Source organism: Paenibacillus sp. D2_2, from assembly GCF_031199965.1.
Classification (GTDB): Bacteria; Bacillota; Bacilli; order Paenibacillales; family Paenibacillaceae; genus Fontibacillus.
Genome location: NZ_CP133605.1, coordinates 1,695,912 through 1,710,472, shown reverse-complemented (window position 1 = coordinate 1,710,472; position 14,561 = coordinate 1,695,912). Strand labels below are relative to the sequence as shown.

General features: G+C 48.2%; 10 protein-coding genes and 4 pseudogenes. All 14 read right to left on the bottom strand.

The features are described 5' to 3' along the window. Nucleotides 1-6 precede the first annotated feature (6 nt). Nucleotides 7-977 (bottom strand): annotated as a pseudogene (locus tag RE628_RS08490) (PhoH family protein). Between the two features lie 19 nt (nucleotides 978-996). After that, a pseudogene (gene yqfD / locus RE628_RS08485) lies at nucleotides 997-2,165 on the bottom strand (sporulation protein YqfD). A 3-nt stretch (nucleotides 2,166-2,168) separates the two neighbouring features. Further along, the gene (gene yqfC / locus RE628_RS08480; protein ID WP_309158344.1) at nucleotides 2,169-2,456 is read right to left on the bottom strand and encodes a sporulation protein YqfC; all 288 of its coding nucleotides are present in this window, start codon (nucleotides 2,454-2,456) and stop codon (nucleotides 2,169-2,171) included. A gap of 110 nt (nucleotides 2,457-2,566) precedes the next feature. Beyond that, nucleotides 2,567-3,010 carry a GatB/YqeY domain-containing protein gene (locus tag RE628_RS08475; protein ID WP_309158343.1) on the bottom strand — a complete coding sequence of 148 codons (444 nt, stop codon included), beginning with the start codon at nucleotides 3,008-3,010 and terminating at the stop codon, nucleotides 2,567-2,569. Nucleotides 3,011-3,025: 15 nt separating this feature from the next. After that, nucleotides 3,026-3,199, bottom strand: coding sequence for a 30S ribosomal protein S21 (rpsU, locus tag RE628_RS08470; RefSeq protein WP_005547957.1), 174 nt, complete (start codon nucleotides 3,197-3,199; stop codon nucleotides 3,026-3,028). Nucleotides 3,200-3,420: 221 nt separating this feature from the next. After that, entirely contained in the window at nucleotides 3,421-3,786 is a 366-nt protein-coding gene (locus RE628_RS08465) for a histidine triad nucleotide-binding protein (RefSeq protein ID WP_309158342.1), read from the bottom strand. Between the two features lie 437 nt (nucleotides 3,787-4,223). Beyond that, on the bottom strand, nucleotides 4,224-5,204 hold the full coding sequence (locus RE628_RS08460) for an ABC transporter permease (protein WP_309158341.1): 981 nt from the start codon (nucleotides 5,202-5,204) through the stop codon (nucleotides 4,224-4,226). A gap of 1 nt (nucleotide 5,205) precedes the next feature. Then, entirely contained in the window at nucleotides 5,206-6,339 is a 1,134-nt protein-coding gene (locus RE628_RS08455) for an ABC transporter permease (RefSeq protein ID WP_309158340.1), read from the bottom strand. Nucleotides 6,340-6,382: 43 nt separating this feature from the next. Further along, nucleotides 6,383-7,317, bottom strand: a pseudogene (locus RE628_RS08450) (ABC transporter ATP-binding protein). A 557-nt stretch (nucleotides 7,318-7,874) separates the two neighbouring features. Next, the gene (locus RE628_RS08445; protein WP_309158339.1) at nucleotides 7,875-8,411 is read right to left on the bottom strand and encodes a sensor histidine kinase; all 537 of its coding nucleotides are present in this window, start codon (nucleotides 8,409-8,411) and stop codon (nucleotides 7,875-7,877) included. A gap of 8 nt (nucleotides 8,412-8,419) precedes the next feature. Then, nucleotides 8,420-8,986: a hypothetical protein gene (locus RE628_RS08440; RefSeq protein ID WP_309158338.1), complete on the bottom strand. Its 567-nt coding sequence runs from the start codon at nucleotides 8,984-8,986 to the stop codon at nucleotides 8,420-8,422. 4 nt (nucleotides 8,987-8,990) lie between these two features. Beyond that, nucleotides 8,991-9,635 carry a response regulator gene (locus RE628_RS08435; RefSeq protein ID WP_309158337.1) on the bottom strand — a complete coding sequence of 215 codons (645 nt, stop codon included), beginning with the start codon at nucleotides 9,633-9,635 and terminating at the stop codon, nucleotides 8,991-8,993. A 56-nt stretch (nucleotides 9,636-9,691) separates the two neighbouring features. Beyond that, the gene (locus RE628_RS08430) at nucleotides 9,692-13,168 is read right to left on the bottom strand and encodes an AAA family ATPase (protein WP_309158336.1); all 3,477 of its coding nucleotides are present in this window, start codon (nucleotides 13,166-13,168) and stop codon (nucleotides 9,692-9,694) included. Next, a pseudogene (locus tag RE628_RS08425) lies at nucleotides 13,165-14,348 on the bottom strand (exonuclease SbcCD subunit D). Before RE628_RS08425 ends, RE628_RS08430 begins: the two are co-directional and overlap by 4 nt. Between the last annotated feature and the right edge of the window lie 213 nt (nucleotides 14,349-14,561).

The window sequence follows — 14,561 nt, the reverse complement described above, 5'->3', positions numbered from 1 at the left end:
CCTATACTAGGCCTGATTTTCAGCGGCACGATCATAGGCAACAATGATCTTTTGAACAAGTGAGTGGCGTACCACATCCGACTCGTCAAAATCAACAAACCCGATTTCATCAATATTTTTCAAAATGGTTCTAGCCTCGATAAGCCCGGATTTCTTACCTCTTGGAAGGTCAATCTGAGTCACATCACCTGTAATGACCATCTTCGAACCAAAACCGAGTCGGGTTAGGAACATCTTCATCTGTTCCGGCGTGGTATTCTGAGCCTCGTCCAATATGATAAAAGAATCATCCAGCGTACGGCCACGCATATAGGCGAGCGGAGCAATCTCAATCAGCCCCCGTTCCAATGCCTTGGCTGTCTGATCTGGTCCCATGACGTCGTATAGGGCATCATACAACGGGCGCAAATAAGGGTCTACCTTCTCCTGCAAATCCCCTGGTAAGAAGCCTAGATTCTCCCCAGCTTCGACCGCGGGACGGGTCAGGATAATACGTTTAACCGAACCTTCCTTCAACGCAGCGATAGCCAACACGACAGCAAGATATGTTTTGCCTGTCCCTGCAGGGCCAATACCGAATACAATATCGTTCTTCTTGATCATCGTAACGTAATGCTTCTGTCCGATCGTCTTGACCCGGATCGGCTTGCCCGGAAAGTTACGGCGATCTCTCCCTTATATAAATCAAGCAATTGATCTGCTCTGAAATCCTGCGCCAGATCAATCGCATAGAGCACATCTCTTTCGGTCAATATATATCCATTGCGGACAAGTTCAAGCAGCACCTCGAATAGCTGTTCAAGTCGTTCAACATCACCTTGCTGTCCGCGGATAGAAATTTCTGACTCTCTCAGGACGATGCCTGCCTGGAATCTCTTCTCGATCAACTTCAGGAATACATCTTGGGGACCGAATAATGATAATCCTTCAGACGCACTTTGAAGCGTTATTTTGACACTGACAAGTTGTTCTGACAAATTAGCCTCAATCTCCTTGCTATTGTACGATTGGTAGTTCTTTTGCTATATCCTGATCTACTTCAAAATGCACTTTCATATAAACTTTACCATTCTCAGTCTTCTCATGCAAAATTTTTTGCGTTAAAACTACACTATTTATCCCGTACTTGCTCATAATATCTCGTTTTGCCGCTTCTATCCCTTCATTTTTTGCCTTTTCCTCAGAAATCGCCAATTCGATGAAGGTCGTCTCAAGAATTTTCTCGCTCATCCAGCCGATTGGTAGCTTGAAGCTTCGCCATGTTAGCGGGTCCAGCTTCGTCATGGTGTTGGACTTCTCGAAATCGACTTTCCCATATCCAGTAAGCTGAATCGCCGTATTACCAAAAAATAAATACCCGCGTTCCTTTTTCTCCCGGTATATACCTTCTGCTTGCGCACCAACGGAATCTCGATATTATATTCATGCCAGACCACACCTCTAACCTCTCCCTTAGCAACGATTCTCTCGCCGCCCTGTTCACCGGAGATTAGTAGTTGCCCCTTACGGACACGGTCATTCTTTTTCACTTCTGGTTGGCCCCTTTCCACATAAATACGTGAAATGACCGCATCTGACGTACTAACAAAACTACGAGGAGTCATTAGCTCTTGCTCTTTCGGTTTTGATGCCTCCACGATCTGGATCGTGATCTTCGTCCCCGTGCGCGAGACGCCAACCCAAGAGATGCCCGGCAGCTTGCGGGCCAGATCCTTAGACAGCTCGTCCTGTCTAGGCAGCCGATAAATCCATTGGAAAGGATACACTCCCTCGCTACGAGCAGCAATTAAGACATCCTCCTTAGCAATTTTATCATTGCCCTCCACTTCAATATCCCATACCAGAGAAGACAAAGCTAGTACAACCCCGATAAAGAGAGTAAATCCGACGAAGAACCATTTTCGTTTCCATAATCTAACCATCATAAAAGGGATACCTGAGCGCCGCTTCACACTAAGACGGCAGCCTGTCCGCTTTAAAAGCGGACGCAGCTTAAAGAAATCCGCTAGCTGGATATTCATCTCCATTTTCCCATCCGGGAGCGGTCTAAGGTCCCATATCTGCATCTCTTTCTTTGTCAGCTCATTCACTAGAAGTTCAATCGATTTACCGCGGACGACAATTGTAACTACGCCGCGCAATTTAGCAAAGACGGGTGATTTCACAGCTTACTCCTCCGTTCCGCGATATTTAATACCTTCGATTTTCCCTTCGATGACGATCTCCTGCGGCAATATTTCTTTTATAACAAGTCCGCTCCCCTCGACCTCAAGAGAACCGTGGCTTAACTCCAATTGAAGTTGTTCCGGAGAGAAGAACTTTACCCCGCGGTGATTCTCTATGTACAACTGCTTACCTCCGATCAAGGTGAGCCTTGGCAAATTAAATACAAGATCTCCTGGCAAGTCGAGTGCATCGACCGTCCATTTGCGAAATTTGCGGACAAACCGGCTCATATGAGGCAATCCTCCTTCCCCTACTGTACAAAATATGCGGGGAGGTGGTGAAATATGAAAACACAAGAAAAAACACCTTCTACGAAGTAGAAGGTGTTTACCTCTATCAGCTATTGCAGAGCTTGTTGCACTACCTGATTAACGAGCTTACCGTCCGCCAGGCCTTTGACCTTAGGCATGAGTGCGCCCATCAATTTCCCCATATCAGCTTTTGAAGAAGCACCGGTTTCCTGGATGGTCTGCTGTACAATGACTTTAATTTCTTCTTCAGTTAACTGCTTAGGAAGGTATACGGCAATGATCTCAACTTCAGCTCTGGCACTCGTGGCAAGGTCTTCACGACCTGCTTTTTCAAATTCTTGGAGGGCATCTTTGCGCTGTTTGATCTCACGACTTAGGATATCAAGCACTTCATTATCGTCCAAAGTTCTTTTCAAATCTATCTCAAGATTTTTAATCGTAGAACGTACCATTCTTATGGTGGAGAGTTTGAACTTGTCTTGACTCTTCATCGCTTGCTTCATATCTTCGTTCAATCGCTCGCTAAGATTCATGGTAGCTATTTCCTCCTAAAACTTTCTCTTACGAGCAGCCTCGGACTTTTTCTTGCGCTTTACGCTTGGCTTTTCATAATGCTTGCGTTTCTTCACCTCAGCCAATACGCCATCTTTAGCAATGGAACGTTTAAAGCGACGAAGTGCAGCATCAATTGTCTCGTTTTTGCGAACTTTAGTTTCAGACACCAGTTTTCCCTCCCTCCGACCAGACCGTCCAAGAGCATAACAACACGGTTCATCAAGCTACATTATAGGGGAAAAATAAAGAAGGTGTCAACCTGACACCCTGTTTTATTACTTAATATTTATTCCTCTATTACCAGCGAACACCGATCGGCATGCGCTAAAAACGCTGATACGCCTTAGTTTTCCCACTATTTCAGGCGTTTAGCCGCTCACAAAATTCGTCAATTTGCATGAGAATCCGAAGTTTGTGCGAGCGCCCCTAACTTCGCTCCTCCGAGCAAATGATAATGAATATGATATACGGCTTGTCCGCTGTCAGGACCGCAATTGTTAATCAATCTGTAGCCTGTTTCAGTAACACCTAGCTCTTTGGCCACTTGCTGCGCAACACGATGCAATTCGCCAATCATAGCATAATCCTCTGAGCCAACATCGTTCATCGTAGCGATATGTTTCTTCGGAATGATTAGAACATGAACAGGAGCTGCAGGCTGGATGTCATGGAATACGAGGAATTTATCGTCTTCATACACTTTTTTCGAAGGGATCTTCCCCTCTACAATACTGCAAAACAAACAATTTTCCATTTTACATAATCCTCCTAACAAGGTAGTGTTGCGAATTCAAACATGCCGTGCTCTATCCCTTAATGATACCGAAAAAAAACAAAAAAAGAAGCACCCTGCTTCCTCTTAGCAAGAAAGCGAATCTACGGACGTATTGGAATCAAAAATGAGCATTTCTGCCACCAATACGTCCGCCGGGGTGCATCTATAACATGTCGGCTAACTGTAGTATAACAGCCACTTGATACTGTATCTGTGATTTATATCACGTTATATTTCCCTCTCATAAATTATACGAAGTTCCTAGTGTCATTCATCCGTTTGAACTTATACGAGGCGAGTAGGAAGAACACGACGATAAACCCACACAATACCAGTAGATTGAACCATATGCCTGTGAAGCTATCACCCTCCTGCAGCTGCTTGATCGTCTGTAATATCCAATGCTGGGCAGAAAATCAGCGATACGCCGTAAGAACGATGGCATAATATCGATCGGGAAGAAGCAGCCGGCAAGCAGACAGGTTGGGGTTACAATAAGATTTTGCAAAGCCCCAGGACATCCCACTACTCTTGGAGAAGGCAACGATGGACAATGAGATACCTACCGAAATAAGTGCGAATAAGGCAAGTAAGCCGACCAGCTGAAGCAGCGGTATTCCCGTATCAAATTTGAATACATACCTGATGCAAATGACGGTGAATCCGATCTGTACCAGCATGACAATAAAATTGACGATAATATTGGAAATTACATAGGTTCTAGGAGTAATCGGTGAAGACATAACCCGGAAATAGGTGCGGTCTTCCCGTCCCTTCAGAATCAACTCTGATAAGTTGACGGCCGACATCATCATGAACATAATCAGAAATCCGATCGATTGAGAGGACATTGCCACCATAACTGAGGTGTCGGTCACTGTACCAGTCGTAAGATGGAAATCTTGACCCTGATAGTCCTCATACAGTTGCTTGAACTTACTGGAATCACCGGTAGATATTTTTCCTACTGCTACCAGATTATCAATATAGTTATACAGCATCGCCTTCATATATGCCGTCACCTGAGCGCCTTTCAACGACTGAATGACGATATGTCCAGGTTCTCCGGCCAGCACACTATCTGAATAGCCCTTCTGCAATACAAGACCGCTATCGAGCTTACCCGCAGCTAACTGTTTCTTCATCTGTTCCTCTGTGACATCCTCAACCTTAACCTTATCCAGACTCTGTAAAAAAGATACCGTGTTGGCAGCGATTTCCGAACCATCTTCATTGACTACACCGACACGTAAACCACCTTGACCATTCCCTGAGTATATAAACAAGGAGAACAGAATGCCAGCCAAAGGCAAGCCAAGATAAAGAATCAGATTACTGCGTTTGCGAAATGTTGTACGTAATGATGTTGCCACAAGCCAGAAAATATCTTTTAGCATATTATAGCCCCTCCCTACGCCGCATCAGAAGCGCAGCAATCGTCAGCATCACAGCGGCAATTCCGATATTAAGAGCAAATACCGGCCAGATCTCAACAATCTCGTTCCTATAGACGACACCTGTCAGAGCAGAATTCGTCCAGCGAATCGGGGATAACCGGATTATGAATGACATCAGCTTAGTCATCTCAAGCCCAGCTTCATCGAACGGAAAGTAAGCTCCTCCAAAGACAGCAGCGAGTTGTGTAACCAACATGAGTATGGAACGACTTGCCGCTTCCTTAAACATATAACTCACCGCCAACCCCAAACTCACCGCCATAATAACCAACGATAATAACAGAAGAATTACGACGAGTAAGTGATCGCCCCAGTATGCGCCAAAGGCATATTTACTGAAGAAGATAAGGACCAGTACACAGAGCATATTTACAACGAGATTACCGAGCACCTTACCAACGAAAATTTCAACTTTATTGACCGGGGCAGCCACAAGCCTGAACGCAGTCCCCTCCTTAACTTCCTTACTGATCAATTGACTCGCTGACATTGCTCCCCACAAGGCAACCATCGCAGTCATCGCCAAGGCATAGTAGTCCAGTGCTCCAGGCTTGCGGTCAGGAACGAGCGAGGTCTCCTGGATATAATTGGGCGCGGTAGTGCCGTCGCTTACGATTCCTATTTTGTCAGGCTCCAGCTTGACGACCGTACTTATCATTTTGTATTTCTCTGTGAAGGCGGTCAGTGTTCCCTGCAAAATCTGATGTTCCACCGTGATGAAGCTGCTGCTGTACAATTCAATCCCATTCTTCGTAAGCTCCACATAATCGGCATAATGCCCCTTCTTTACCTCTTCCTTGCCATCCATGCCCGCCTTCAAATCCTCGAACTGGATACCTGATTTGGCAGTCTCAGCGGAAAATGCTGTGAAGCTGCGTGTCAGAGCTTCGTTCTCGCCCGTATCCTTAACCAGCACATGGATTTTATCGATCTCCGATCCACTGTCGAAGGCATTGCTCAGCGCAAATCCCAAAACCATCATCAGCACAATCGGAAATGCCAGCATAAAAATAAGCGTCCAACGGTCGCGAATATCCTGCAAAACTTCTTTTCTCGCAATGCGTAAAATGTTCATTGATTTCCCTTCCCCCGTTCATTAGCATCGCCTTTCACGCCAATTAGTCCCGAAGTGTCCGTCCGGTCAGCGTCAGAAACACGGTCTCCAGATTTGGCTCCTGCTCCTCAACTGAGCGAATATCCGCATCATGATCGATCAGCTTCTTAAGAATCAAGCCAAGATTATCCACTTCCAGATCGCAGAAGACCCGCACAGTCTGCTCTAGCATATCTACACTTCTCACACCTGGAATTCCGCGCAGAATTTCGGCCAGTTTCCCATTACCCTTCTTAAGTTCAATCCGAATCTCCTTAACATCGGTAATGGTCGCTACCAACTGCTCCTTCGTCCCCTCAGCGATGATCTTTCCATGGTCAACAATGGCAACCCGGGTGCAGATCTCTTCTACTTCCTCCATATAATGGCTGGTGTAGATGATCGTACAGCCCATCTCATTCAGCTTGCGTACCGAATTCAGAATATAATTTCGCGAATGTGGATCAATCCCGACCGTTGGCTCATCCATGATGATCAGCTTCGGGCGATGGGCGATAGCACAAGCAATATTGAGGCGCCGCTTCATCCGCCAGAGAAGTTCTTCGGATGGCTCTTGATCTTGTCTTCCAGACCTACGAACTTAAGCGCTTCAATCGTCCTCTCCTTAAGCTCCGCTCCCCGTAATCCATACAATCCAGCGAAGAAGCTGACATTCTCATAAGCCGTCATATCTTTGTAAATTGCCAAATCCTGCGGCACGATTCCTAGATTCATCTTTGCGAAGCGGCTATGCTTCGTAATGTCCCGATCCAAGATCCGAATCTCTCCGCTGCTCGGGCGCAGCAGGGAGGACACAAGATTGATCGTGGTGCTCTTTCCCGCTCCATTCGCTCCGAGGAACCCGAATATCTCGCCTTCTCGAACCGCCAGCGACATATTATCAACAGCTATGAACTCACCGAACTTCTTGGTTAATTCACGAATTTCCAGTACATTCATCCCAGACACTCTCCGTTTCACATCAAGATTCAAATCCGCTTTATGAATCCTATTGTAGAAAAAAAGGATGAACTTATGTCAGTGCATAAGTTCATCCTTTGCATATTAGAAATTTCATGTTTTTAATCATCCATCTGAGGCGTTATGAAACACACATCAGAAGCATAAGCTCCGATGCTGAATGTCTGACTTTTTGAACTTGTACTTATATGAATTACATAACCAGAGTGGGGTGAATATTCTCATGTGCAAACTCTAACGAAACTACAGATCGTTATTTCACCTTAAAGAGCGGCAAATTAAATCTAACGAAACACCATATCGTTATTCGGGAGAAATTCGTTCTTTTAGCCGTGAATTCACACAAATAGCGATACCCAGTTTCGTTACAATTTCCATTAACCCTTTCCGGCCTATATAGCGATATCCAGTTTCGTTAGAGCCTGGAGAGCAGCTGTATTTGACTTTATAAGCCGTCGGTTTATCAACAATCCGCCACATTACGGTTGGTTTGCGTATTGTTGCTGCGGAAACTTACCGATATGAGAAACTTCACCCTAGCTGTTCTCAGTAAGCGGAATGAGCGTAGTGACGCTAAACCCTTTGGTTCCGTCGGCTATGATTGTCCCACCCACCGACGCGGTCCGCTCTTCCATACCGACCAGTCCTAAGCCTTTCACTATTTTATCTTTACCGCGCCCATTGTCGTTCACTACTACTTTAATCATTTTACCTAATACCCTGACCTCTACATGAACCGTTGTAGCATTGGCGTACTTGGCCGTATTCGTCAATGCTTCTGTCACATTCTCATGAATGATCTTCCAGTGAAGGGGTGTAATCAGCTCAAGATCGCCCCCATGAACCACAGTAGTAACTAGACCAGAATGGCCCCCGAACGCCTCTACTAACGTCTTTAACCGCTGGATCCCAAGTTGCTGCAGCGCAGGCTTCATGTTCTTCAACGTATGCCGAATCTGCTCGATTGCCTCTTTGGAGATACCGATAGCATTTTGCAACAGATTCTCAGCGGATACCTGATCAGTCTGCAAAATACGCTTGGCTGCTTCCATCTGAATAAGCGCACCTGTCATCGAATGGCCTACCCGTCATGGATTTCCTGCGACAAGCGGTTACGCTCCTCCAGCTTATATGTATACTCCGATACACGCATAAACTCCTCATTCTCATGCAGCTTCCTACGAAGCTGATCCTGGGAGTGCCGGATCTTATCCAACTGTTCCTCCTGCTTCTGGGCCTTGTCACGAGATTTGCTGATTAGTAGGAAGTTCATCATGCTAAGAACGGCAACAAGAATATACAGCATAAGTAAAGGGCCGCTGATAAGCCATAGAGGTACGAGCAGCAAGAGATAGTACCCATTCTGTCTATGACCGTCATACGAAGCCAATTCAAAAATGCTAAACGGGTACAGCAGCATGAAATACGGATCAATATAGACCGAACAAGCTAGTATATAAGCCAATCCGATCCAGATCACAGCCAGTGCGGCATAGCGATTTCGAATGATCTGAGCTGACAGATTGATCGCAATATAAACCAGAAAATAGAATACCAGCCATCTCGAAGGCCGATCATTCATAAAGTACGCCCCAGAGACAACGAATAATAAGACGATCAGCTTATTACCCATATTCCATAGTTCCATCTCTCTAACGAATCCTTCCCGTTAAATAATAGATAGCAATTTGAGTACGATGTTCAAGCCCGGTCTTGTTCAATATTGAAGTGATATAATTGGCGACCGTTCCTTCAGAAATGAACAATTCCTTGGAAATCTCTTTGTTGGATAGCCCTTTGGCGATGCTGGACATGACCTCCAGCTCACGCTCTGTGAATAGACTGATATCTATCGGCGGTTCAACCGCACTGGACGTATGATCGCCAAGACTTAGCTTCAGCTTGTCAAGCACAACACTTTGCAATACGTTATGACCATGATGGATGCTACGGATAGCATCGCGAATCCGCTCAGGGTCATTATTTTTCAGCAAATAACCCTTAGCGCCGAATCGAATTGCATCCGTAATATATTCATCGTCGTCAAAGGTGGTCAGAATGAGAGGTCTCGTCTCCGTCGTCTCCGTGAGCAGCCGTGTAGCCTCGACACCGTTCATAATTGGCATGCGCACATCCAGCAGCGCTACGTCCACCGTGTTGGCTTGGCAGAATTCCACTGCTTCGCGACCATCCTCCACTGTAGCTACTACTTCAAATTCTTCGAATGAATTAAGAATAATGCGCATGCCCTCTCTTATAAATGAATTATCGTCTGCGATCAACACCCTGATTTTCATACACCGACCCCTTCCAATCCTTCATCTTCCTTCGCTATCCCCGTAATAATCTATGTCTATAATCTCTCCATGACGACCTTAGATCCATCGCCGCCGTTCTCCGCTGGAATAACAACCAGTTTGCGTACCAGTCTTGACCGTAGCTCGGCGACATGTGTAATAATCCCGACGGAGAGGTGATCATGATGAAGATGCTCCAGAGAAGTAATTACCGTATCCAGTAATTCAGGGTCGAGTGTACCAAATCCTTCATCTAGGAAGAAGAATTGCAACGGATATTTGCCGCGAAGCTGAATTTGAGCAGACAATGCCAGTGCAAGTGCCAGTGAGGTCAGGAACGTCTCGCCACCGGATAACGTCCCAACCTGCCGCTTCACACCTCCATTTGCATCATCGCAAATGATGAAGCCTCCGCCGGAATCCGTCTCCAAGGAATAGCGCTGCTTCGTTAGAGAGCGAAGGCGCTGGGATGCTGCATGACTAACATTCATCAGCTGCTCTTCAGCCACATATTCGACGAAAGTATTACCGCGAAGCGTTGTTTGCAGCTTGGCCATTAATCCGGCCTGATGCTCAAGCTCAAGACGTCTCGACTCAAGCTCTTTCCAGCGCACATGCCTAGTAGCCAAATCCTCCAGATCACGCTCCGCACGTGCCTTACCCTGTAGAGCCGCTTCGTCCTGCTGCTTAGCCAGCGACAACGCAAGCTGACAAGCTTCCCATTCGGCCTGATCCACCAATCGGCTATTCAGTTTAGCATCCAGTTCTTTCAGGCGTATCTCATGTTCATGCTGCTTGTCCCTATGTTCCTTGATCCGCTGTATACTAGCTTCCGACTGCTCCGCGCTCATTAACGCTTCCGCAGCCTCTTCTTCTGTGGCAAATGGCGACGCAGCCAATTGCTCTGAGCAGCGCGCTGCCCAGTATTGTTCCTGCTCCTGAGCGGACACAGCCGCCTGGCTAGCAGAAGCTGCAATCGTACTCGCTTCATTGCTACGAACAGACGTCTCCGCCTGCAGCTTACGAGTATTTTCAGCAGATTGACGCAGTGACTTGAGTGAAGTCTCCGCCTCAACCAGCAGTGCATCAACCTGTTCTGAACCGATCCATACATTTAGACGCTCCTGCTTCTCCTGTAACAGCGCCTTTTTCCCTTGCTCCTGCGTCTCCCATTGCAGCAGCTGTTTATCTAGTTCCACACCGTCTTGGATGAAGACTGCAATATGGGCCGACTTTTCCTCGATATATGGGACACTTTTGGCAAGCCTTTGCTTGATATCTTCTAGCTGGCGGTCCTTCGCCTGTATTTGCTCTTGCAGTTGTCCGACAGAGTCGAGGGACAGTTCAGGATAGGCTTGCTGCCATGACGACAGCTTCACGGTAAGTTCCTCGAGAAGAGACGCGTTGCGTGCACTAGATTGATCCAACAATCCGATGGCTGCCGCTGACTCCGATTGCGCGGTACTGTGCTGCGGCATAAGAGAGGATAGATCAGCCTTCGCCTTACGGGCGTCACGCTGCAACTGCTGCAGTTGAGTACGGAGTAGTCCATGCTTCTCTCTCATTTCAGCGATGGACAGTTGTATCTCGCTTAGCGGCAACAGAATATCTGGATGATCTATCTGCTCTTCTCCATCCTGTGCAGATTGTATTACAGAGACGGCTGTTTCCAGACGAGCTGTACCAAGCAATTCTGATAGCCCTAGTTCTCCGGTGGCCATGTTCATTATTGCACTGTTATCCGCTCCAAGTAGTTCAAGCAGACGATTCCCCGCGTCTAAGTCACGAGACAGTTCATATTGCAGTTCTTTGACTCGCCCTAACAGTTCGCTAACCTGCGTCAGTTCCGTCTCCTGGTCTGTGGATTGTCCTCCCGTTAGAACCATCCCCGGATGATGCTCTGAGCCGCATACAGGACATGGCGATCCTTGCTGCAACTGCTCCGCCAGGCGAAGAGACCAAATATGCAATTCACGTTCTTTCAGCGAAGCCTTAAGCTTAGCCTCCAGTTTAGTCAGAAGTTGCTGACAGGAGACCACATCATCGATTAACTCCCGCAATTGTTGTAGCCGCTCCAGTGCCTCACGCGCCAGATCATGACACCCAGTCTCGATCTGCTGCTGCGCATGGACCAAATCTTGCAGACGAAGCGTGGCTTGCTCCGCTTTGGAACGGTATGCCACCTCTTCCTCGACAGCGGCAGCTTGTTGTTGCTGTAATCTCACGATTTCCTGCCCGCTGTGATATGCTGCCTGAGTACGCTCCCGCTCCGCCGGGGTGATCTCATAGCCCGTTCGCAGCAGCTCCAGCTCGCGCTGGAGCTGCTGCGCCTTAGCCAGTAGCTGTTCCTCCTTCGCCTGCTCCAATCCCATTTGCTCTCGCTTATGTGCCGCTTCTTCGCGCGACGCGTGCAACTGCCTCAACTCGTCAAGCAGTGTATCGCATTCCGTTTGCAGACGCTTAGCCTGCTCCAGCTCACTTAGTCGTAGCAATAGCGCCGGCTCCTTGGCGGCAAGCTCCAGCCTCGTCGCCTCCGCCGCTTCTGCTGCCTGGCTCGCCGCCACTGACGCCTCAGATGCCGTCTGATTAGCGCTGATAGCGCTCTGCTCACGAGCGGCTGCAGTCTGCTGTGCTTCCCTTCTAGCCGCCAGTGTTGGCCTGAGCGACTCAGCCGCTGTCGCCCTGGTCAGATCGGTTTCCAGCTTCGCGATGTCCGCCTCCTGCGCGCGCAGCTCAGCCAGCTTCGCCGCCCGTAGGCCGCGCTCCTCGCTAAGCTCGCGCAGCTTCGCGAGCTCCTCAGCTTGTCGTTCCGCCTTGCCAAGCTCCTCCCTTCGTAGCTTGGCAAGCTCAGCTACCTCCTTCAGGGTGCTCTCTGCCTGCTTCAAAGCCTCCTCTGAGGCGTTACCTAAGCCTTGCTGCTCCGCCTCCAACTCCTTTAAAGTCTGGTCGGTCTCTTTGACCTTGCGGCTGAGCTTCTGTACAAGCAGGTCCCCGTACTGCTCAAGATGGAACAAACGCTGCAGCATCTGGCGCCGATCAGCACCTTTTAGTGACAGGAACTCGGCGAACTTTCCTTGAGGAAGTACGACAGCGCGCGTGAAATCATCCATTTTCAGACCGATCTTCTCTTCGACAGCGCGTGTAACATCGGCCAATTTATCAGCGATTACCCTGTCGCCCTCATCACGGATTTCCACAAAGCGGCTTAACGTATTACTGATGGATAGTTCATTTTGCCGCTTAAAGCGTCGTTCTACCCTGTACCGTTCTACCCCTTCGGCAGACGCCAGTTCAAAGGTGAACGAGACGAATAGGTTGTCCTCAGCCTGGTTCATAATTCCTTGCGTTCCACCCGAAGCTCGGCCGACTTTGCCGTACATCGCCAATGTAATAGCATCAAGAAGTGTCGACTTACCGCTGCCAGTCGGACCAAATATACCGAACAAGCCCGTATCGCACAGTTCGGTAAAATCAATTTCTTGGATATCACGGTAGCTCTGTAATCCAGCTAATTTTAAAGTGATCGGCTTCATCCTTGCTCCACCTCCTCGCTATCCTGCTGCTCATCTTCAACGATGAGCGACATGAACAGATCGACCAGCTCCGCTTCAGGCTCAGCTCCGCCGCTCTGCCGCTGATAGAAACGACGGAACAACTCATCCACCGGCATTCCTGCACGTGAGAAGACCTGTTCTTCCCTATCTCGTCCTGGATATACCGGACGGATATGAACAATTCCTTCGCGCGCTTTGCGAAGCGCCTGTATATCGCCTAGTGACATTGCTTCCGTTAAGCTGATCTCAAGATCGATGAATGCATTGGCGTCCCTGCCTTCTTCCAGCCAGCGCTGCACCTCGTCCAGGCCACCCCGGCATCCCCAACGAACAAGCGGTCTGCCGCTCGTTAAATATAACTCTCTTGTTATCGGCTGCTCTCCTGGAGCAATATCTAGTAGCATCACCGATTTAGCTTGTCCAGCTTCCGAGAAGCTGTACGCCAGCGGCGAACCGCTATAGCGCATCATACCACCCGCCTTGACCGCCTGAGGGCGATGTAGGTGTCCAAGCGCCGTGTACTGCGCTCCGATATCCAACGCAGAAGGGTCCACGGTATAAGCTCCGCCAACCTGGATCGGTCTTTCTGAATCACTCTCCAAGCCGCCTAGAACGTAAATATGACTCATAGCTAAATTGACCGTGTCCGGACGATAGGCTCCTGCTAACTGCCTCATCAATCTCCCGACCTTCGCACTATAAGCGAGGCGTAGCTCAGTCTCATCGCTCTCTCCAGCCAGCAGTTCGGACAGACGCGATTCTGAAGGATACGGCAAGGCCGCGATCGTAGCGATTTCTCCCGTACGTGGCACCTGAACTTTGACCGCATCAATGGCTGGCAAGCCCACAAGCTGAATTCCTCGCCGAGATACTAAGGGCGAGGCAGCGGCGACCCGCTCCGGTTGATCATGATTACCTGCGATTACAATGAGTTGCCTTCCATTCTCCGCAAGCCGCGCGGCAGCATCATAGAACAGTGACTCCGCCGCCGCAGGTGGATTAACACTGTCGTAGACATCCCTGCCATCAGTATGACATCGACCTGCTCCGCCTCCGAGATCGCCACCAGTTCATCTAGGAACTGCTCCTGCTCCGGCAAGCGGCTTCTCCCCTCAAGCGTACGTCCCAAATGCCAATCACCCGTATGCAAAATACGCACTAACCCATCTCCCCTTTCAACTCTATTACTCTAACGAAACTGGGACACGCTATTGACGCAAAAAGAGGTAATTCTCAGTCTAACGAAACTCCATATCGCTATTTGGACAAAATCATCGTTCTTCAGTACTTTTTTCACCCAATAGCGATACCCTGTTTCGTTAGAAAGTTTTGGATCCTATTTAGGTTCAAATAACGATACTAGGTTTCGTTA